Below are 18,905 nucleotides of genomic sequence, written 5' to 3'. Positions count from 1 at the left end.
GGCTCCAGTAAAAGTCTTGTCCATGACCTCACCAACATCAATAAGGATTCCCGATCGAGAATGGGCTGAGGCCGTGAACGGTCTCCAACCCGATCGGCATCATCCAGCAGCGCTGAACCTGCTCGTGCACGAGCTTTGTGCGCCGGTCCAACTTCTCGTGGCGGCCAGCGAAGATCTCATCTTTCAGGAACTGGATGAGGATGGCCGCACAGCATTGGCCCGGATCCATCAGGCCACCCAGAGAATCCTCACGCAACTGAACGACCTTCGGGCGCTCGCCCAGATCCAATTGGATAACCAGCGGCCTCATCGCCTGTCCTTCGAAGTTGGCGCACTTTTGAAGGAAGTTGCGGCGGCAGACAAGCTGCGCCACATCGGCAACAATTCCCGCGCGGCAGTAAAGGTTCCGGATCTGCCGATCTTCGTAAAGGGAGAGGCACATCTGATCCAGCTTGCCCTTGACCGGCTGGTGCGCACGGTGCTCAACGGAGCCGCGGGGCAAGTGATGCTGTCAGTTGGTTCGGCACCGTCGTCGGACAAGCCGTTGTTCATACGCATGCAGTGTCTCGCATCCTCTCCGTGGTCATCATGGTCAACTATCGTCACGGATCGATTGAGTTTGGTCGGTCTGATCGCCTGCTATCTCCGTGGCGGACTGTGCGTCTTGGATGGCGACCCTACCGGGCCGAGCTTTGAGTTGCGCGTGAATGTCGAGGTGGAAGATCCAGAGTCAAGGCACGGCGACGAGAGAAATAGCGAGTCCTCTTCGTGACCGGCCCTGCAATTCCTGAGCTCAGAACAGTCGCCATCCTTGATGACGATGCCCAACTGACTGCCTCGATTGCCAGGATGCTGCGGCGCTTTCATCTGCGCGCCGTCACATTCACAGATCCCGCAGCTCTCGCTGAGCATGACGGTGAGGAGGCTTTCGATGCATTCGTACTCGACTGGCTGCTGGTCAACACCACCCCGCTGGAGTTGATCGAGAGCATCCGGGGTCGCGCGAGAAACGCGGACGTGCCGATTTTTTTATTGACGGGCAACTTGGCGGTTGGCGGGATTCCGTCGGATCCCGAACTCCTAGCCGCGATTGATCATCACCACCTCAGGTATTTCGCCAAGCCCTACTCGCCGATCAAGCTTGCTCAAGATCTGCAACACAGTCTGACTGGAGGTTCTACATGAAATGCGATTTGCTACGGCGCTGCATTGCAGGGGTGATCCGCTTCGCGTCGTTTGGCTTGGTCGTCGCCTATGGGGTGGCGCACTCTGCGCCAAATGCATGTCCGACCGACGCTGCGTTGGAGATTTCAGGCTTGGTGAAATCAAACTCGACTCGCGGTTCATACCTCTTTTCAGAGTCGGACTTGCTCGCGCTCAAAGCGGTCCGCCTTGTCACCGCCACGGCGTGGACACCGCGCAGCGAATTTGCCGGTCCTGAATTGTCAACGGTCCTCGCGGCTGCGGGTGTCAGTGACAAAGCTACGGAGATGCGCTTCTATGCCATCGATGCCTACGAGATCACCATACCGATCTCCGACCTCACCAAGTACAAACCAGTGATGGCGCACACGCAGAACGGTCGGCGACTTGAGATCGCAACCCGCGGCCCGTTTTTTCTGGTTTATCCGAGGGACCAATACCCCGAACTGACGAAAATCAATGGGCAGGCGCAGTTTGTCTGGATGGTGTGCAAGATCGTGGTCCGATGAGTCACTGGTCACGGTGGCGTGGGTTCGACGTGGTGTCGAAGTGGCTCCAGCGGGTGGGCATGCCCATCGGAATCGTCTTTGTGGCGATCGCCATCATCTTGGAGATCTACCTGCGCGTGACCTTGCTTCCTGCGGGCGCACCGCGCGACAAGTGGCCGACGGAAGGCTATTACTTCGCAGGGGCGCAATACCAGATCTTTTTGCAGTCTTTGCGTCTGGAGCTCTGGCGGCATCAACAGTTGCCACCAGGAGAACAACGTCTACGCTCCGAGCGCGACGCAAAGGTGCTCCGGGAAGTTCTCCATGCCAAGTATGCGATCCTGACGGATTCCCCGGAGATTCGACCCTTTCTCGACAAAGTCGAGGGCTTCCGAGAGGCACTCCCGTTACTCAGCGAACTTGAGCCGCGGCTGAACGCGATGGTGGAAGACGCATTGCGCGATCCGAAAGGCCCTTTGCATTTTGATGACCAGACCGCTGAACTGGACCGGGCCGTGGTCCGGATGGTGAACAACTTGCGCACAGAGGAGCTTTCGGCCTTCGAGCGTGCCTTCGAAGGGCAGCGTCAGGATGCCATTCACAACCAGGAGCTAGGATTGGCTCTGCTGGGGATTCTTGGATTTGGTCTCATCTTCCACGTCGCGATGCGGCGCAAGGGCTTGGCAGCGCTTCGCGTCGAAGCTGAGTCGCGCGCTGAAGCCCAACGCAGCGCCTTGGCAAGGGTGGCGTTGCTTGGCATGGTTTCGCACGAGTTGCGAACGCCTTTGCAGACCATGTTGGGGGACGTCGAGATGCTCACGCTGACCGTGACGGACGAAGACGGGCGAGCCGCGGTTGCGTCGCTGGAGCGCAGTTTCGCGTTGCTGTCCGGGCAGTTGGACAACATCGCCCAATACACGCGCCGCGCAAGCAACGCAGTCCATGTATCCAGCGAGACGTTCGCGCTCATACCGACTCTTCAGCGGATCGTTGAAGATCACCGCTCGTTCGCAGGTCTGGAGCGGGACATCCAGTTGGTGACGTCACTCACGGTACAGGAGAAGGTGACGGCAGATCAGGTTCGCCTCCATCAGGTTTTGAGCAATTTTCTTTCCAATGCAATCAAATACGGCGGACCAGGTCCCATCACGATCAGTGCCAAGTTTGTGGAGATATCGGGAGATGCCGCTCGACCGATGTGCGACATCGAAGTCGCCGATGATGGGGCAGACATTCCCCCCTCTGAACTTGGTGCGATCTGGGAACCCTTCGTGCGTGGTCGTCGCGCTTCCACACCGCGCTCTGGCAGCGGACTGGGTCTCGCTGTCGTAAAGTTGCTGGCGGAGTCGGCAAACTGGGGTGTCGGCGTCCGGAGCAGGGCGCCACGTGGGAAGGCTTTCTTTGTGCGCTTTCCCATTGCGCCGACGTATGTTGCTGCAAGCTCACGCACGGTGTAGAAGAAAATATTGCCACCAATACAGCCGCCAATTTCTCTACTTCCCCCGCGCTGCATTGCGCTGGGCTACAACTTCATAAAAATCATGGCCACTATCGAAATGGAACTGCAGGTTCGCACCGAAATTGGGATCGCGTCGAGTGAACAAGGCAGAGTGCAGGATTTGAAAGTACTGCTTACCGTGGAAGTGGCGGATGCCTACTCGGACGCGGCGGCGGAGAGGGGCGACATCGCGCTGACGCTGGACTATGGGCGCTTGCGAGAGATCGTGCACGAAGTGTTTGCCGAGAGACGCTACTCGCTTCTTGAAGAAGTAACGACCACTATCCGGGAGCGGATCCGCAAACTGAGCCATGTCACTTCTGCTCGCGTGGCGATCACCAAGCATCATCCGTGGGTTGACGTCCCTCGTCTGACCTTGACGCGATGACTTGGGCGGTGGTGACGGGCGCAACGGCCCGCGGAGGGGAAGCTATCGCACGCGCGCTGCATGGTGCCGGGATCGATGTGGTCATCCACCATTCCGAGCGGTCCCGAGATCGCGCCATGCTGTTGCGCGACGAGTTGCGCGCCAACGGCGCCGATGCAATGACTTGGGAGGCCGATCTGGCGCAACCGGTCATCGTTCCCCCGTGGGTCACGCAGTTGGATCCAGCCTACTGCGTGTGTAATGCGAGCGTCTATCAGCCCAGCGAAGTTGGTGATTCCGCCCGCGCCCAATTAGATCTCGCGGTGCACCTGCACGCAAATGTTGCAATTCTCACTGCTCTGCAGGGCACCTTGCGCTCGGTTGTTGCGGTGACGGATGTACACGTGGAACGGCCGGCCGGTGGCTTTGTCTGGTACACCATCTCGAAGGCCGCACTTCAGTCGTTATTGCTCAATCTTGCGATCGAGTGGGCACCGCGGATTCGATGCAACGTCGTGGCGCCCGGTACGCTACCGTTTCCTGCAAGCTGGGACGACCGGGCCAAGATGGATACGATTGGGCAGTCAATTCCGCTCGGACGTGTCGGCGACTTCGGCGACCTCGCCGGCGCAGTGCGGTATCTGCTTCTTGAGGCAAATTACGTCACTGGTCAAGTTCTCGTAGTCGATGGCGGTCGTAGCCGATGGCTCCCCGGCTAGCAGCTTATGCGAAGCCGTCGCGCAAGGCGTCTAATTCGTGGCTCAATTGCTGCGACCGTTATACACCGGTCTTGTCCAGGCGCAGCCCTGCCAACTCCAGCGCGGAAACCACCAGGGGGATCTGAGCGGGCTTTTCGATAAGCTGGACGCGAAAGGCTGTGCATGCAGATGCGACCTCCGCTGGATCGGCCGATCCGCCGCGCAACTTGCCGGAGAGCAGCACGATGGCGCTCGGACTCTCCAATGCTCGGATCGTAGCGAGCAATTGGCTTGCGTCCCCTTTGCGCAGCATCCAATCGACCACGTACCCATCGAACGGCGACTTGGCCATCTCGTCAGATAGCGCGTCGACGTCGTCAAAGCCATCGGCAGCAATGCCGAAGCCGCGCAACTGATCGCATAGCGCGCTGGCCACGTCGCGTTCGTCGTCTATGACAGCCACTCTTGCGGGCTTCAAGACCGACTGCTCGATTTCAAGCCGCGCAACTCGCACGCCGCCCTTCATGGTCACTGCAGTGGCCGCAACCACTACCAGTCCGGCCTCATCCTCCAGCGCTACCAGTCCGTCTGTTGCTGATGGGCCTGTCGAGCGGTCGAGCCACACCTTGCATTTGCTCTGGAGGCCGCCGATGCGCACCACGGCGGGCCTGGCGTCGTCCGCGCCGTGCGCGGAAACCAAACCGGCAAGGCTTTCGCCGAAGTTCTCTGCAAGCTGCTTGAGCTCCTCCAATGTCCAAGCTGCGCTCCGATTCACGCGCTGATGGGCGGCCGCTCGTGAGAGGCTGAAGAACTCTCCAACGAATGCGGCGTGCCGGTGCTTGGGCAGCCCATGCCGCTCCAGCAGCGCCCTGACTGCGAGCGCTGCCAAGGAAAGCTGGTCGTCATCATTTGTATCGTTCAACCCCATTCCCTTCACCCATATCAATTTGTAAGTGTGGTTGTGCGATATCGTCGCGGCGGGCAAAGTGTCGAAATGCAAGACATCTGTACACGATGCTCTCGCGTTTCAAAGCTATTGTATTTGATAGGTACGGGCAGTCTCATTTTGTTGGCGCACACCGATCGTGGAAATTCTCGGTGATTGTGAGGCGGGAAGGTCGTTATGCAAGTTGACGCTTTGCTTCAAGAATGCGCACCGCAGGTTTCGCCGGTGTTGATGCAGGCGCTGGTTCGCACCGAGTCGGCATGGCAGCCATTCGCCATCGGAATGGACAAGGCTCAGGTCGTGGTGAAGCAGCCTGCGTCGCTCCCCGAAGCCGTGGCGATGGCAAAAGAACTCGCTGCAACCGGCCGCAAGTTCTCCGTCGGGTTGGCGCAGATCCACGTGAGCAACGTAGCGCTCTACGGCATGACCTGGGAGCAGGCTTTTGACGCCTGCCAGAACTTGGCGGTGGGTCAAAAGATTCTCTGGAACTTTTATCACCGAGCGTCGGCCGCCGGTTACTCGGGCGTCGCGGCCATTTGGGCTGCACTTCGTGGCTACAACTCCGGCGGCGTCGGTCGTGCCATCAGCGACGAGTATGCAAACCGAATCTTTGCATACATGAGCAGCGCTCCGCCCCAGGTGCAGATCGGTGGCGGCGAGTCCAGCGCGAAGCCCGCCGCCCAAGCTACCGCAGTTGCATTCACCGCCGCTGCGACGCCAGTGAATTCGGGCAGGACCCGGCGCCCAAGCGAGGCGCTTGAGATCTTCGAGAAGACAAAGCCAACCGGCTTCTAGCTGCGGCACCGCAGATCGAACACCACACCCCGGAGGTTCCATGAATGAGCATCTCATCGCCGCGCTTGCAAGGATCGACGTTTGGAGGGTTCAACGATCCGTGATCATCGTGCGATTGGCTGGCGGGGCCGCCGTGCTGGCATTGGCCGCCCACCCCGCGATGGCGCAAAGCCTGAAGCAGGCAGGGGTCAACATATTCAACGTCATCTACGGTGTGGTCGGGGTGATCGGCGCCATTGCCTGCCTGCTGACGCTCTTGAACTGGGTCACGGGCAACTGGCTCGGTCGGGACGATCCCAAGAAGATCTTCTTCCAGGCGCTGCTTGGTACGGCGTTGGCGTTCGGTGTCGTGGCAATCGTCCAATTCGTGAAGGACATGGTGGGCGGCTCGGCGTCCGGGATCTCGAGACTCTGAGCGCGTCATGATCGACATCGAACAACGTCATGAGGAACCCGCACTGGAGCGTGCGGTGATCTATCGGGGGCCGCAGGCTCCTGTTCTGCAAGCCTATGTTCCGTTGCCAGTGTTTGGCGCGGAGTGCATGCTGCTGTTGCTCTGCATGCGCCTCTTCGGCTTCTGGACATTGCTCCTTCTGCCCTTGCACATGGTGCTCGTGCTCAAGACCAACGACAACCCGTTCTGGGTTCGCGACCTCGTGGCGAGCTACCGATACCGCTGGTTCGCTCAGAACAAGAAGGTGCACGGCAACGGCGTCGTGAGCTTCAGTCCCCATACCAGTCGGCGTGAGGTGCGGTGATGTCCGCAGTCTTGAAGGTCCCCAACATCAACGCCGAGCGCAGCGTGGCCAGCTGTCTACCCTATTCCCAGCAGATCGACGCCCATACCGTGGTGACCTACGAAGGCGACCTGACGCAGACCATTGAGGTGCACGGCCTTTCATTCGAGACCATCGGCCACAAGGAACTCGACAACCTGAACCAGCAATGGTTCTCCGCGATCAACAACATCGCGCGCAGCCCGAACGTGGCCTTATGGACGCATGTGGAACGTCGTCGCGTGCGGTATGACGTGTCCGGCGTCGCATACGACAACGACCTCAGCACCGAGTTCGCACGACAGTACGCGCGCAAGTTCGACGGGGAGCAGCATTTCGTCAACCAGCTCTTCGTGTCACCGGTCTACCGACTTGCTGGCAACAAGGCAGATCGCGCCAGCATCCGGTTCTCCAAACGGGCGAGCGAAGGAATGACGGAAATACGCCTTCGAGCGCGCGATGAACTGTCGAAAATGTCGGCGCAGTTGATGGCGAGCCTGAAGCGCTATCACCCTCGTTTGCTCGGCACCTATTCGAATCATGGCGTGCTGTGCTCACGCACCGCCGGGTTCTACTGCCGGGTCCTCAACAACACCGACAGGCACATCCGCCTGGACGCGCATGAACTGAGCCAGAACCTCCAGGCTGCGGCGCTGAACTTCGGCGCGGAGACAGTGGAGATCGAAGGTGCTTCGGGATCGCGCTTTGCCGCGGTGCTCACGCTTGTCGCGCCGTACCGCGCAGAGCAGCTCGACTCCAAGGTATTCGACGGATTGTTGTCGTCGTCCTTTGAATTCGTGCTGAGCCAGTCGGCTACGGTGATGGCGTTCGACAAGGCCGATGCGCTGCTGAAGACCCAGTACAACAAGATCAAGTCCACCAGCGACAACGAAGAGCAGCTGCAGGAGGTGGCGGCCGCGCGCACGCAACTGCAGGCAGGCAAGTTCTCGATGTTCGAGCACGAGTTGATCCTCGTCGTCTACGGCGACTCAATCAAGGAGCTGAATCACAACGTCAACGCGGCCGTCACGTTGCTCGACCAGAAGAGCATGAATACATCGCGCGAGCGGGGTGGAGCATTGATCTGCACCTACTTCAGCACACTGCCAGGCAATCTGAAATACGGCCGCATTCGGGCCATGCCGATCAGCAGCAAGAACTTCTCCAAGTTCTTTCCGATGCACAACTTTCCGCGGGGCAACGCCAAGGGAAGTCAATGGGGAGCGCCGATCGCCCTCATGAAGACGGCGGCAGGCGGTCCCTACTTCTTCAACTTCCACGTGAGCCGCGACCGCTTGCTGGAGCAGGGCATCCGCCTGGACTACGACGATGAGCCCGCGAGAGCCGACCCCGACGAAGGGGACACGGCCCGCGGCCGTGAGGACACGCCGCTGCTCAAGGCACACCGCAAGGAACTCGGCAACTACAAGATCATCGGCCGCTCAGGCGGCGGCAAGACAGTCATCAAGCTTGCGTTGCGACTGCTCGCCCGCAAGCGGGGGATGGCCAGCGCCAAGCCGTTGAAGATCTTCAGCTTCGACAAGGACTATGGAGAGGAAATCTGCATCCGCGCGATGGGCGGACGCTACTTCCGCATCGCCGGCGGGGAGCCCACCGGCATGAACCCATTCTCCATGAATCCGACGGCTGAGAACATCTCGGTGATCCTTAGCATCATGAGCTGGAACGCCCAGTTCGATGGCAAGTACGTCATGACGCACAAGGACGAGGAGGATCTCTTGCGCAGCATCCGGCAGGTCTATCAGCTCGATCCGAAGCACCGCCGCTATGCACGCGTGCGCGACGCGCTGCCGACCCATCGCGAGAACAGCCTGTATCAGGCGCTGGGACGTTGGTGCGACGAAGGCGCCTTCGCCTGGGTGCTTGACAACGCCGAGGACCGGTTCGACCTCGGCGGCGCGCACACTTTCGGCTTCGACATGACGAACTTCCTCGACATCGAGGAAGCACGCACACCGATCCTGCGCTACCTCACCCACAAGATCGCGCAGAACGCGTCTGGAGCACCGCACATCATCGACATCGCCGAGGCTTGGCGGGCGCTGAAGGACCCGCTCATGCAGACGTTCATCGAAAATAAGGGCAAGACCATCCGCAAGGAAGACGGCGTGATCGGTCTGGACACCCAGGAGCCAAGTGACATCAGTCGTTCGCCGCTGGGCAGCACGCTGCTGTCGCAATTCCCGACACAACTGCTTTTGCCCAACGGCGAGGCAGAGCAGGCCGACTACATCGACGGACTGAAGCTGACACCGCGCGAGTTCCACCTGATCAAACACACGCCGGAGAACTCTGGGCAGTTCTTGCTGAAGAAGGGGGCCGAATCGGTCGTTGTCAAGATGGACCTGAGCGGCATGGACGACATGCTATCTGTCCTATCCGCGAGCCTCGACAACGTCGAGGTCATGCACGGCGTCATTGACGAGTTCGGACCCGATCCCAGTCAGTGGTTACCCATCTTTCTGAAAAGGAGAGTGTGATGAAGTTTTCGATTCAGACGAAGCGAGCCTTGATGTCGGCCATTGCAAGCACCTGCTTTACCGGCGCGGCCCTTGGCCAGATTCCGGTGACAGTCACCAGCGACATTCCTGCCACCATGAACCACCTCCAGAACATCGCCAAATGGTCTGATCAACTGAGTTCGATGGCCAAGCAGCTCGACCAGATGAAGCAGGTCTACGGGACGCTGCAAGGCGTACGCAATCTTGGCAGCCTCATGAACAACGACTTGCTCACGCAGTACTTGCCGCAAGACTATGCGGCCGCCGTGCGATCGATGAGGAACGGCATTGGTGCGTTCGCCAGCATCTCCGGATCCGTGAGCGACATCGTGCGCGCGAATCAACTGCGCTCTTGCGCCGAACTGAACAGCGATGCGGCCATGCGGGCGGCCTGCACGCAGCAGTGGCAGCAGTTGGCTCTGCAAAGGCAGATTGGCGAAATGGGCTACAAGAAGGCCTCGGACAACATTCGCAACTTGCAGACCTTCGTCATCTCAATCAACGCCTCAACCGATCAGAAGGCCATCTCCGAGATTCAGGCTCGCATCCAGGTGGAGACAGTTCGCATGCAGAACGAGCAGATCAAGCTCTCGACGATTCAGGCAATGGAGGAGGCGGATCGGCGACTTCAGCAGCAATCAGCCATCGACAACTTCAATGCTGGCATGACCCGCGGGTCGGCCGGCGGAATCAGGTTCTGAACATGATGTCCAAGCAATTCACCGCTCATGCCGTGTTGTTCTTTGGCGCAGTGATGATCTTCGGCTGTAGCAAGCAAGAGCCGAAAGTCGAGGCAATGAAATTTGATCCGAAACTCATCGCGGCCGAGGCTGACAATGGAAATCTTGGCCCACTCAAGGAACTGAACGCGGCATGCAGTTCCGAATTCGAGAAGAACGGCAAGCGCGGCTCGGCGTGTGCCACGCAGGACGATGTTGGAGCTCTGCGCAAGCCCCTCAAGCTGAACTTCTAGCCGTTGGAGAGGCGCATGAGTGACAACGTCATTGGCGACATCTATAAGAAGTTCGACGGAGCGCTCAGCGGCTTGTACGAGGGCGCAGCCACCGGCATCTCGGGTTATGTCATTCCGATTGCGTGGATTTTGCTCGGAATCTGTTTGCTGATCTGGTGCTTCCTGATCATCGAGGGCAAGGTGGCGATGCCGATCACTGATTGGCTGCTGAAGTTCGTCGGATTCATGGTGGTCCTCTACATCATGGGCAACGGTTACTTGAACTGGGTTGCCAAACCCATTTTCGACCTACCGTCGGCTTTGACATCTGCGATGAGCAACTCGCCGACGAATGCTCCGGATCTGCTTGGGCAAGTAAACGAGAAAGTCGTGGACCTCGTGTCTGCAATGTTCACGGCAGGTAGCAACCTGGTCAAGGAACTCGCCATCGGCCCGGCGATTGCGCTTTTCCTGATGGGCGTTCTTGTCATAGTCGCGACCTACCTGCTTCTCGCCGTTGCGCTTTTCTCAATCATTTTCTCGAAGCTTGGCTTGAGCATGGTGCTGGCTGTCGGCCCCTTCTTTGTGCTCGCTTTGATCTTGCCCCAAACACGCCAATGGTTCTATTCATGGCTGAACACTGGCTTGTACTTTGTCTTCTATCACGTGTTCACTGCTCTGTTCATCTTCATGTTTATCGGAATCATCAACGGCTATGTCGGAACGCTGAATACGACGTTGGGCGGCACCGGCGGTGGAGGTGGGGTATTAAACATGGTGGCGAACCTGCTGGGTGTACGAGGGTCTGGTTTGAATGTGACTGCAATCACGATCCCCATCCTGCTGATCTCCATGGCGATGTTCTTCATGTTCCTGCAAATCCCAACTATGTGCGCGTCCTTGACCGGTGGTAGTGGCGGATCGTTCGGCGCCGGCTTGACCAATCTGACGCATGCCAAGTCCCTGCTGAGTCGTTCGCGGGCGAAGTAGGACGGGGTTCGATGATGTCCCGCCTCAAGTCCATCTCAGCGCTGCTTGCATTGGTTCTCGTTGGCTGCACCGGGCCTAAGCCTCCGCCCGGATGGCCATCAGGAGAGGAGCGGCCCATCAATCCCGCCCAAGTCACCAGGGCAGTCAAGTGACTGACAAGGAGACGTACTTCGCCAAGGCGATCGACTGGGACACGCAGTCGCGTCTCGATCTTGAACGCAGGGCGTCACGCAACGCCGGGATCGCCTGGGCGTGCGGGATCCTCTGCGGGATCAGCATGCTGAGCGTGAGTGTCCTGCTGCCGCTGAAGCAGTTCGTTCCGGCCATCATCCGTGTAGACAACGCCACGGGCGCCTATGACGTGCAGGCGCCGGGCGAGATCGTCAACGTCGGCCGAGATCGGGACCAGAAGATCATCCTCTCGGATGTCGCGCGCTACGTGTTGGCGCGCGAAGGGTTCACCCGCGGCGAGGCCGAGGCCAACTACAAGACGGCCTACCTGATGTCCTGCGGGCCGGTGCGCGCCGACTGGGAGAACTATTTCAATCCCGAGATCAACGCGCAGTCGCCGGTGAAGACGATGAGCCCGACGGACTCAGAGCGCGTCGAGATCCAGAACATCACGTTCCTGCCCACCGATCAGGACGATATGCGCGTCGCTCAGGTCCGGTTCGACAAGACCGTCACGCGCGGCGTAGCGCCGCCCGTGCGCACGCGATTCATCTCCACTCTCACGGTGCGCTACGAACACGAGAACATCCCTTCGCAGATTCGTGACATGCACGTCAACGCGTTCGGTTTCTGCGCGGTGAACTATCGTCGGGATCAGGAGGGTGTGCCACAAGTGCTTGGCTCTTCGCCGCCGGCTGCAACAGGGCAGGGTGGTTCTGTTCCCGGTCCCGTCACACCGATCACGCCGGCCAACGTCGGGATGCCAAACGCATCATTGCGATGACGACCCATGCGCGCTTGATCGGCTTTGTGTGCCTCGCAGGCGCCGCGGTCATGGCTTGCGCAGAAGTCGGTACGGTCCCGTCCGCCAACGATGCTCGCATCCAGACGGTCCGTTTCACGGGCGACAACGTCATCCGCATCGCCGCGGCCGAGGGTGTGGTGACCACGATCGAGCTGGGCAGGAAGGAAGAAATCAAGGACTTCGCAATGGGTGACCGCGATGCCTGGCACGCGGCCATCAATGGCAACCTGTTCGTGGTCAAGCCGAAGGACGTCAAGGCCGACACCAACCTGACGATATTCACCAATCGGCGCAGCTACCTGTTCCAGCTGAAGACGACTAGCCGCACGGCCCGCAATGTCGCGTATTGGGTCCGGCTCCAGTACCCGGAGGGCGATGCCACGACGCCGGAGGCGTTGGCCCTCGCTAAAGAGCAGGCCGACCGCAAGCAGATCAATGCGGATCTCAAGGCATCCGGGCGAGAAGGCACCCTCAACTACGACTACTGGATCGTCGGCCCCAAGGAGTTGCAGCCGCTCTCGATGCACGACAACGGCCGGCAGACGTTCATGCTGTTCTCGGCGGCCAACCCGATGCCAGCGGCGTTCATCGTCGAGCCCGATGGGACGGAGAGCCTTGTCGACTGCCACGTCGAGGAGGACACGATGGTGCTGCACCGGGTCGTCGCCCGCGTGCTCCTGCGACGCGGCTCGCTTGTCGCAGGCATCACCAATCGATCACCCTCTCTGCCGGTCCAGTCGGCGCCGACGGGAACCGCCAGCGGCAAAGTGCAGCGCGCAATTCGCGAACCATGAAACGGGACTCTGGAGGCTACTGATGTTCGAACAGAAGCATGAGGCACCGGTGGCCGAGGAAGAGCGCGAGGGGATGGTTGAGCGCAATCGCTCCGTGGCGCCGGGCCAGAAGCTGATCCTCGTCGCCACTTCGAGTGTGGCCGCGTTGCTGATCCTTTTCGGGATCGCCAGCAAGAACAACTACTTTGGCCTGTTCGGGGCTCCCGCGCCGGCCAAGACCGATGCGCCGAACGAAAGCCGCCCACTGTCTGCACCGGAAGTCAAGGTGCCCCTGGCATTGGGCTTGCCGCCTGCCGCCCCGTCGTATGTAGAGTGCCCGGGGGGTTTGCGCCTTCCGATGGGATTGAACTGCCCCGAGCCCGAGAAGAAGGCGGATGCCGGGCAGCCGGCGGCACAGGCCGGCATGTCCGAGGAAGACCGCGTCCGCGAGCGCCGGCGCAAGAGCGCGATTGACCTGGCCGTTGCACAGCCGGGTGCCGCCGCGGCGCAGGTGGGAGCCGCAGCGGCGAACGTCGGCCTGCCGGGCGCATCGACGCCGCCGGGCGGCACGAACCCACTGGCCAGCGCCCTGTCCGCCACAGTCACGCCCGGCACCAGTGCGACGATCAACCGCAACCCGTCGATGACGCTCGCCAAGGGCACGCTGCCGGACTGCACGCTGTTGACGGCAATCCTCTCGGATCAGCCCGGCTTTCTGAAGTGCATGCTCAGCGCGCCGGTGATGTCGATGGACGGCAAGGTGGTGCTGATGGAGGCCGGCACCACGATGGAGGGAGAGTACAGCCAAGGCCTGCAGGCCGGCCAGAGGGCGATCTTCACGCTGTGGTCGCGCGCGGTGACGCCCAACTTCGTGTCGGTGCAGTTGAATTCGCCCGGCACCGACGCGCTGGGCCGCGCAGGCACTTCGGGCGAGGTCGACAACAAGTGGTTCGAGCGATTCGCAGGGGCAGTGTTCTTCTCGCTGCTCCAAGACGCCAAGCAGATCTACATCGCCAGAGAGGACGCACGCGCGGCGCAGCGTGGCAGTGGTGGCAGTGGCAGCGGCGATACGTTCAACATCGGCATGCAGGGCACGCTCTCGCAGTTAAGCACCACCGGCACCACGACGCAGGCAATCGTCGAGGAGATGCTCAAGCAGGGCAGCCAGCTGAAGCCGAGTCTCTACAAGAACCAGGGCGAGATCATCAAGATCTTCGTGGCGCGGGATGTCGATTTCTCGACAGTCTATGAGCTTCGCCCGGCGGCGTCCTTGAACTGAGGTCCGACCATGGGCGCTCCCGACAAATACGTTTCAATCCTCGCGCATCTGCGCGCCTTCGAAGCCTGGCTCGAAGATCCGGGCGTGAATGAGGTCGCGGTGAACGCCCCCGGAATGGTCCAGCTGTGGAAGCGTGGTGTGTGGGAGCAGGTCGCAGCACCCGCGATCACCTTCGAGTACCTTCAGGCGCTCGGCAACTTCCTGGCGAACATTTCACAGAAGCCTTTCGATGAAGGCGATCCGATCTTGTCGGCCTACCTTCCAGGAGGCGAGCGCATCGAGATGACAATGCCGCCGACGGCGGCGCGCGGGATGATCTATCTGAACCTGCGCAAGCACACCAGCCAGTCCTTCGAACTCGGCCAGTTCGTCGACCAGCAGTATTTTGCGCGCACGCGCCACGTCTACTCGGCGACATTGCCCGAAGGCGAGCGGGCGCGTTTTCTGGATCAACTTGAGCCCGACCAAATCGCGCTGTGGCAGCTTGCAAGGGCAGGGGATTGGCCGACATTTCTTTCTCAGGCAGTGCGTTGCCACCAGAACCTGGTCGTCTCGGGCGCCACAGGCAGCGGCAAAACGTCCTTCATCCGTGCGCTCATCGAGATCATTCCGCACTGGGAGCGGCTGATCACGGTGGAAGACACGCCGGAGATGCCGCTTCGCAAACACCCGAACTCGCAGGCGCTGTTTTACCGCCGTGATGGCCACGATGGCGAGCGAGTCGTCGGCGCCACGGCCAAGCAGGTGCTGCAGGCGGTGATGCGCAAGACGCCCAACCGGGTGCTGCTCGCGGAGTTGCGCGGTGACGAGACCTTCTACTACGTGCAGAACGTCCTCAACTCGGGACACCCCGGCGGCGCCACGACAGTGCATGCGAACTCGCCGCAGGAAGCTTTTGTGCGCATCGCACTGTTGATCAAGGCCTCCGATGAAGGTCGGAGCCTGGCGATCGACGAAATCATGCGACTGCTGCACACGCTGGTGCACGTCGTCGTCCAGCTCGTGTTCGACAGGGAACTTGGTCGGCACGTGCCGGCGATCTACTACGACCCGATGTATGCGCTGTCGGTCGTGAGGTGAGGAGTGGCTCAGCGCAGGTGTGAGGGACCATCAGCGGTGCCCTCGTTCAGCGAAGGAGAAAGCAATGAATCGAACGCAACTGATCGGTCGGCTCGGCCGCGATCCCGAAGGCGGCCAGAGCGGGAAGGGCGTCTACGCAAGCTTCAGCCTGGCGACCAACGAGTACTGGACAGATCGGACTTCGGGAGAGTCGGTTGAACACACGGAATGGCACCAGGTGGTCTGCTATGACCGGCTCGCGGAGATCGCCCTCGAGTTCCTTACAAAGGGAAGCGAGGTCTACGTCGAAGGCCGTCAACGCACGACGCGATGGACCGACAAGGACGGTGTGGAGCAGCGTGGGCTGGAACTCCGGATCGACGAACTGAAGATGCTGCGCAGGGCGCCCAAGGCGGACCCTGTTGTTGCCGCAGCCAAGGGCATGGCATCGATCGAGACGCTGCTCAAGGACTTCGGGTCCGGTGCCCGAACCGACTTCACGCTGGCGGAGTTGGCTAGCATGCTGAACAAGGTTCGGACGAATCTCGTCGGCGAGGAAGACGACAAGGGGACTGCCCGTGAAAAAGCCACGCAGCACGTCGCGGCCTGAGCCGGCGCCCGGTCCGCAACAGCAGGCCTCGTTCGAATTCGAGTCCAGAAGAGGCGGTGCGGTTGGCGAACGCCGGGCACAAGCATCGCCGGTGCGCCAACGGACGAGCGCCGAAGCAGTTCCCCACGGTGGGGTACCCACTCGGCAGCCAGCCGCCGCCGTGGTGTGCCATGTTTCCACTTCAGAGCCTGCAGTCCGCATCGCTGTCATTGATGCTGCGGACCGTATGGTCTACAACGACGTGCGCGATCGGCGGGGCTGGCGACAACCTCTGTCAGCGAGCCAGGCTGCAAGCGAAGTGCGGACCCGTCACATGACAGCTGACGGCAAGCCCGCCACGGAGCCGCGCATGATGAAGACGATCGAGATGGCAGACGCGTCCGTGATCGCCGACGCGCGCAGTGGCAAGAGGGCACCCGACCCAACGCCCTATTCCGTTGGCAAATCCCATGCGTCGCGCATCACCTCATCATCCGCGGTTCCCAACGTGAATGGGGCAGAAGCGGTCAAAGCTCAGGTTCTTGCTCAGCCGGCGATCCGAACCGAAGGCGCTCGTGTTCGGTGAAGGCGTCACGTGCCGCAACCGCGTCAGCACTTCAACTGGAGAGCGCGCTTCTCAAATGACGTCGGTCGGCGCGGCCACGACCCGATCGTACTTGCGCATCGCCTCCGGTTCGATCCCAAGCCAGCGCGCGAACTGGCCAAGTTCCGTCCCGCGGCGCAGTTGCCTTATCGCAAACGTGTGCCGCAGGCGAAACGATCCGCCCTCGCTGCTGTCCAGGCCCGCGTCTTCCAGCACCTGGCGTGCGCACTGGTAGTGCGACAGCTTGCTCCATGGCTTGCCTGTACGCGTAGAGGGAAGCAGGAACTCACCCGCGATGCCGGTCTCGGCACGTACCTGCATCCAGTGCTGCAGCAGCTCACCGGCCCAAGGCGCGATGGGTGTCTCGCGCGGAAGCGAGTTGCCGTTGCCGGGCACCGAGACCTTCCACGGTCGCTCGCGCACGCGGCCACCTTGCGATGTCGGGGATTTCAACGTCAGGACACGCACGTCGCCCGGCGTCAGTCCGACGCCCAAGTGAAGGGCCACCGCGGTGCGATTGCGCAGCTCCTGCCAAGTGAATGAGGCGTGGCTGTTGCGACGGGCATCTGATAGGCCACGTCGCGGCCGGGCAGCCGAGAGGTAAGCGATCAGCTGTCTGGCCTCGACAACGGGCAGGGACTCGGGAAGCGGATCTGCGCTGGCCGCATCGGCATACCGAACTGCGGGGTGACTGGCAATCCAGTCGGCCGCCGCCGTATTCGGGGCTTGGTCCATCTCTGCAGCATGGTGACGAAGGACCCGGTCAATGAGTCGCATCAATCGCAGCGCATGTCGAGGCGAAAGAGATAAGTCCGAACTCTTGGTACCGAACCGCGCCGCATGGAACACCTCAAGGTCGCGCGGGTCCAGCGAGGCGAGAGTCACGGCCGGTTGTTCGCCGAGGCACCAAGCCGTGAACGCGGACCACATTTCCCGGTACATGTCCATCGATGAGTCTTGACGCAAGGTGCCGACAGCACGCTGATCGGCCAGCCAGCTTTCGAAGGCCGCCCGGTGTGTCGCGACTGGAGCTTCTGCGAACAGGGGGAGGGACGGCATGCAAACATACTAACGGAAGGGCACTATCCGTGGTGCCTTTTGGTAGGAAACGGACTCTTGTGTGCGTCCCCGTTGGAGTAATGAGCGGTATGCCGTTAGTACATTTATGCCGATTGGCCGCGACGCCTACTGTGATACCGCTGGGAGATTCTTGATCACCTTGAATGGATAGACCCATACTCGTAATCGCCACAAGGAACTCCAATGTCTGAGGGATACGCCGACGATTCACGTGCAAAGCCTTGGAGTGGACTAGCCATGAACTCCCCGGTCCACCAGGTCAGCTATTCGAAAATCGAGCAGCTGGTGACCCAGCTGGTCGACCGCTTGGCCGAAGTTTGTCGTGGCGAGCGCTTTGACACAGTGGTCGGGATAGTGCGCGGCGGCGTCGTTCCCGCCACGATGTTCAGTCAACGCTTGGGCGCCGAGCTGGTGCTGCTCCGGGCCGAGCGCCATCAAGCCCGGGTTGAGTGGCTCGGCGAGGCCCCGCCCGCTGGCAGCCGGACACTTCTGGTGGATGACATCGCAAGTCGCGGGACCACGCTCTCGCTCGCACGAGCGTTCGTAGAGGCCGCGGGCTGCCGCGTCACGACTTGCACACTCTTCGTCGACCGTGGACGATGCGTCGCACCGCCCGACTTGGCCTTGGACGCACCCGGCTTCATCCGCTACCCTTGGGACCGGCGTGAAACGACCCCAGCAGCTCGCCAGTTCATTTCCCAATATGGAATGCTATCGCCAGCAGAGGAGGCCGAGTTCGTTGGTGTGGACTTGGATGGTATCTTGTTGCGGGACATCCACCGTCGTGAATACGAACGCGACCTGGTGCAGACTCTGGAGCGTCGGGCCGACTTGCCACCTCGACCTCACCTCGAGCTGCCACCAGTGGATTGGCAAGCATGTCACGTGATTACTGCACGGCCGCAGCAGGACTACCGGGTGACGCGAGCATGGCTCGATCGTCATGGCTTCGAAGGTTGCGGCCTGAGCTGCCGAGATCCGCAGATTCACTCACACACGATCGACGGTGCGGTTGCGCACAAGGCACAGGCGCTGTTGCGTCTCGGCATCAGCCTCTTCATCGAAAGTGACCTGCAACAAGCGGTCATGCTGGCTGGAGCCTGTCCAACCGTGGATGTCGTGTGGTGGGGTCGATTCCGTCGGTTAAGAATCGGGGGGGTATCGCAAGTTGTGCTCGGCGGCAATGTAGGCAACGGAACTGAACCGCACCGACTTTCGAGGAGGCCTATTGGCTTGAGTCAGACCGGGATGGTCTGACTTCTCTTCTGGCTGTTCTGACTTTCATTATTCCAGCCCCCCGCAGGGGCCGC

Annotated in this window: 22 protein-coding genes; 20 read left to right on the top strand and 2 right to left on the bottom strand. The window is 60.8% G+C overall.

The features are described from left to right. Positions 1 to 22 precede the first annotated feature (22 nt). The 6 genes from WKW82_RS36370 to WKW82_RS36345 all read left to right on the top strand — a co-directional run bounded on the left by WKW82_RS36370 (position 23) and on the right by WKW82_RS36345 (position 4,275). Positions 23 to 772, top strand: coding sequence for a sensor histidine kinase (locus WKW82_RS36370; protein WP_340348047.1), 750 nt, complete (start codon positions 23 to 25; stop codon positions 770 to 772). Next, positions 769 to 1,185, top strand: a complete 417-nt coding sequence (locus WKW82_RS36365; RefSeq protein ID WP_340348046.1) for a response regulator — start codon at positions 769 to 771, stop codon at positions 1,183 to 1,185. Before WKW82_RS36370 ends, WKW82_RS36365 begins: the two co-directional genes overlap by 4 nt. Beyond that, a complete protein-coding gene (locus tag WKW82_RS36360; RefSeq protein ID WP_340348044.1) occupies positions 1,182 to 1,712 on the top strand; it encodes a putative pterin-binding protein in 531 nt (176 codons plus the stop codon). The genes WKW82_RS36365 and WKW82_RS36360 overlap by 4 nt, the downstream gene beginning before the upstream one ends. Positions 1,713 to 1,771: 59 nt before the next feature. Further along, the gene (locus tag WKW82_RS36355; RefSeq protein ID WP_340348043.1) at positions 1,772 to 3,148 is read left to right on the top strand and encodes a sensor histidine kinase; all 1,377 of its coding nucleotides are present in this window, start codon (positions 1,772 to 1,774) and stop codon (positions 3,146 to 3,148) included. Between the two features lie 84 nt (positions 3,149 to 3,232). Next, a complete protein-coding gene (locus tag WKW82_RS36350) occupies positions 3,233 to 3,577 on the top strand; it encodes a dihydroneopterin aldolase (protein WP_340348042.1) in 345 nt (114 codons plus the stop codon). Further along, positions 3,574 to 4,275, top strand: coding sequence for an SDR family oxidoreductase (locus WKW82_RS36345; protein WP_340348041.1), 702 nt, complete (start codon positions 3,574 to 3,576; stop codon positions 4,273 to 4,275). The genes WKW82_RS36350 and WKW82_RS36345 overlap by 4 nt, the downstream gene beginning before the upstream one ends. A gap of 58 nt (positions 4,276 to 4,333) precedes the next feature. Here the strand turns inward: WKW82_RS36345 and WKW82_RS36340 are convergent, their stop codons facing one another. After that, positions 4,334 to 5,254, bottom strand: a complete 921-nt coding sequence (locus tag WKW82_RS36340; protein ID WP_340348039.1) for a helix-turn-helix domain-containing protein — start codon at positions 5,252 to 5,254, stop codon at positions 4,334 to 4,336. A 123-nt stretch (positions 5,255 to 5,377) separates the two neighbouring features. On the opposite strand from WKW82_RS36340, the gene WKW82_RS36335 reads away from it, so the two are divergent. From WKW82_RS36335 to WKW82_RS36275, 13 genes are all read left to right on the top strand, one after another. Then, complete coding sequence (locus WKW82_RS36335; protein WP_340348038.1) at positions 5,378 to 5,995, top strand: lytic transglycosylase domain-containing protein; 618 nt, start codon at positions 5,378 to 5,380, stop codon at positions 5,993 to 5,995. A 40-nt stretch (positions 5,996 to 6,035) separates the two neighbouring features. After that, positions 6,036 to 6,410 carry a hypothetical protein gene (locus WKW82_RS36330; protein ID WP_340348037.1) on the top strand — a complete coding sequence of 125 codons (375 nt, stop codon included), beginning with the start codon at positions 6,036 to 6,038 and terminating at the stop codon, positions 6,408 to 6,410. Between the two features lie 7 nt (positions 6,411 to 6,417). Beyond that, complete coding sequence (locus tag WKW82_RS36325; protein WP_340348035.1) at positions 6,418 to 6,753, top strand: hypothetical protein; 336 nt, start codon at positions 6,418 to 6,420, stop codon at positions 6,751 to 6,753. Next, positions 6,753 to 9,272 (top strand): VirB4 family type IV secretion/conjugal transfer ATPase, encoded by a 2,520-nt coding sequence (locus WKW82_RS36320; protein ID WP_340348034.1) that lies wholly within the window; start codon positions 6,753 to 6,755, stop codon positions 9,270 to 9,272. Before WKW82_RS36325 ends, WKW82_RS36320 begins: the two co-directional genes overlap by 1 nt. Continuing rightward, positions 9,272 to 9,994, top strand: coding sequence for a P-type DNA transfer protein VirB5 (virB5, locus tag WKW82_RS36315; protein WP_340348033.1), 723 nt, complete (start codon positions 9,272 to 9,274; stop codon positions 9,992 to 9,994). Before WKW82_RS36320 ends, virB5 begins: the two co-directional genes overlap by 1 nt. Before the next feature lie 2 nt (positions 9,995 to 9,996). Then, the gene (locus tag WKW82_RS36310) at positions 9,997 to 10,266 is read left to right on the top strand and encodes a hypothetical protein (RefSeq protein ID WP_340348031.1); all 270 of its coding nucleotides are present in this window, start codon (positions 9,997 to 9,999) and stop codon (positions 10,264 to 10,266) included. A 15-nt stretch (positions 10,267 to 10,281) separates the two neighbouring features. After that, the gene (locus WKW82_RS36305) at positions 10,282 to 11,235 is read left to right on the top strand and encodes a TrbL/VirB6 family protein (protein WP_340348029.1); all 954 of its coding nucleotides are present in this window, start codon (positions 10,282 to 10,284) and stop codon (positions 11,233 to 11,235) included. Between the two features lie 148 nt (positions 11,236 to 11,383). Continuing rightward, entirely contained in the window at positions 11,384 to 12,190 is an 807-nt protein-coding gene (locus WKW82_RS36300; RefSeq protein ID WP_340348028.1) for a VirB8 family type IV secretion system protein, read from the top strand. Positions 12,191 to 12,240: 50 nt separating this feature from the next. Continuing rightward, positions 12,241 to 13,005, top strand: coding sequence for a TrbG/VirB9 family P-type conjugative transfer protein (locus tag WKW82_RS36295; protein WP_340348027.1), 765 nt, complete (start codon positions 12,241 to 12,243; stop codon positions 13,003 to 13,005). A 22-nt stretch (positions 13,006 to 13,027) separates the two neighbouring features. After that, entirely contained in the window at positions 13,028 to 14,263 is a 1,236-nt protein-coding gene (locus tag WKW82_RS36290) for a TrbI/VirB10 family protein (protein WP_340348025.1), read from the top strand. 9 nt (positions 14,264 to 14,272) lie between these two features. Then, positions 14,273 to 15,343, top strand: coding sequence for a P-type DNA transfer ATPase VirB11 (virB11, locus tag WKW82_RS36285; protein WP_340348024.1), 1,071 nt, complete (start codon positions 14,273 to 14,275; stop codon positions 15,341 to 15,343). A gap of 64 nt (positions 15,344 to 15,407) precedes the next feature. Further along, complete coding sequence (locus WKW82_RS36280) at positions 15,408 to 15,932, top strand: single-stranded DNA-binding protein (protein ID WP_340348022.1); 525 nt, start codon at positions 15,408 to 15,410, stop codon at positions 15,930 to 15,932. A 349-nt stretch (positions 15,933 to 16,281) separates the two neighbouring features. Further along, positions 16,282 to 16,497, top strand: a complete 216-nt coding sequence (locus WKW82_RS36275) for a hypothetical protein (protein WP_340348020.1) — start codon at positions 16,282 to 16,284, stop codon at positions 16,495 to 16,497. Between the two features lie 51 nt (positions 16,498 to 16,548). Here WKW82_RS36275 and WKW82_RS36270 read toward each other — a convergent pair whose 3' ends face one another. Then, complete coding sequence (locus WKW82_RS36270; RefSeq protein ID WP_340348019.1) at positions 16,549 to 17,574, bottom strand: tyrosine-type recombinase/integrase; 1,026 nt, start codon at positions 17,572 to 17,574, stop codon at positions 16,549 to 16,551. A 258-nt stretch (positions 17,575 to 17,832) separates the two neighbouring features. Here WKW82_RS36270 and WKW82_RS36265 point away from each other — a divergent pair, with 258 nt between their 5' ends. Then, entirely contained in the window at positions 17,833 to 18,852 is a 1,020-nt protein-coding gene (locus tag WKW82_RS36265; RefSeq protein WP_340348017.1) for a phosphoribosyltransferase family protein, read from the top strand. Positions 18,853 to 18,905: the final 53 nt, after the last annotated feature.

It is taken from the genome of Variovorax rhizosphaerae (genome assembly GCF_037889975.1).
GTDB lineage: Bacteria > Pseudomonadota > Gammaproteobacteria > Burkholderiales > Burkholderiaceae_C > Variovorax > Variovorax rhizosphaerae.
Note: the sequence above shows the minus strand (reverse complement) of the source record. Positions and strands in the feature narration are given on the sequence as shown.

Excerpts from the sequence above, each read along its gene's own strand:
- WKW82_RS36370 (WP_340348047.1), top strand. The coding sequence starts at position 23 with ATGACCTCACCAACATCAATAAGGATTCCCGATCGAGAATGGGCTGAG.
- WKW82_RS36360 (WP_340348044.1), top strand. The coding sequence starts at position 1,182 with ATGAAATGCGATTTGCTACGGCGCTGCATTGCAGGGGTGATCCGCTTC.
- WKW82_RS36355 (WP_340348043.1), top strand. The coding sequence starts at position 1,772 with ATGCCCATCGGAATCGTCTTTGTGGCGATCGCCATCATCTTGGAGATC.
- WKW82_RS36350 (WP_340348042.1), top strand. The coding sequence starts at position 3,233 with ATGGCCACTATCGAAATGGAACTGCAGGTTCGCACCGAAATTGGGATC.
- WKW82_RS36345 (WP_340348041.1), top strand. The coding sequence starts at position 3,574 with ATGACTTGGGCGGTGGTGACGGGCGCAACGGCCCGCGGAGGGGAAGCT.
- WKW82_RS36335 (WP_340348038.1), top strand. The coding sequence starts at position 5,378 with ATGCAAGTTGACGCTTTGCTTCAAGAATGCGCACCGCAGGTTTCGCCG.
- WKW82_RS36330 (WP_340348037.1), top strand. The coding sequence starts at position 6,036 with ATGAATGAGCATCTCATCGCCGCGCTTGCAAGGATCGACGTTTGGAGG.
- WKW82_RS36325 (WP_340348035.1), top strand. The coding sequence starts at position 6,418 with ATGATCGACATCGAACAACGTCATGAGGAACCCGCACTGGAGCGTGCG.
- WKW82_RS36320 (WP_340348034.1), top strand. The coding sequence starts at position 6,753 with ATGTCCGCAGTCTTGAAGGTCCCCAACATCAACGCCGAGCGCAGCGTG.
- virB5 (WP_340348033.1), top strand. The coding sequence starts at position 9,272 with ATGAAGTTTTCGATTCAGACGAAGCGAGCCTTGATGTCGGCCATTGCA.
- WKW82_RS36310 (WP_340348031.1), top strand. The coding sequence starts at position 9,997 with ATGATGTCCAAGCAATTCACCGCTCATGCCGTGTTGTTCTTTGGCGCA.
- WKW82_RS36305 (WP_340348029.1), top strand. The coding sequence starts at position 10,282 with ATGAGTGACAACGTCATTGGCGACATCTATAAGAAGTTCGACGGAGCG.
- WKW82_RS36295 (WP_340348027.1), top strand. The coding sequence starts at position 12,241 with ATGGCTTGCGCAGAAGTCGGTACGGTCCCGTCCGCCAACGATGCTCGC.
- WKW82_RS36290 (WP_340348025.1), top strand. The coding sequence starts at position 13,028 with ATGTTCGAACAGAAGCATGAGGCACCGGTGGCCGAGGAAGAGCGCGAG.
- virB11 (WP_340348024.1), top strand. The coding sequence starts at position 14,273 with ATGGGCGCTCCCGACAAATACGTTTCAATCCTCGCGCATCTGCGCGCC.
- WKW82_RS36280 (WP_340348022.1), top strand. The coding sequence starts at position 15,408 with ATGAATCGAACGCAACTGATCGGTCGGCTCGGCCGCGATCCCGAAGGC.
- WKW82_RS36275 (WP_340348020.1), top strand. The coding sequence starts at position 16,282 with ATGATGAAGACGATCGAGATGGCAGACGCGTCCGTGATCGCCGACGCG.
- WKW82_RS36270 (WP_340348019.1), bottom strand. The coding sequence starts at position 17,574 with ATGCCGTCCCTCCCCCTGTTCGCAGAAGCTCCAGTCGCGACACACCGG.
- WKW82_RS36265 (WP_340348017.1), top strand. The coding sequence starts at position 17,833 with ATGAACTCCCCGGTCCACCAGGTCAGCTATTCGAAAATCGAGCAGCTG.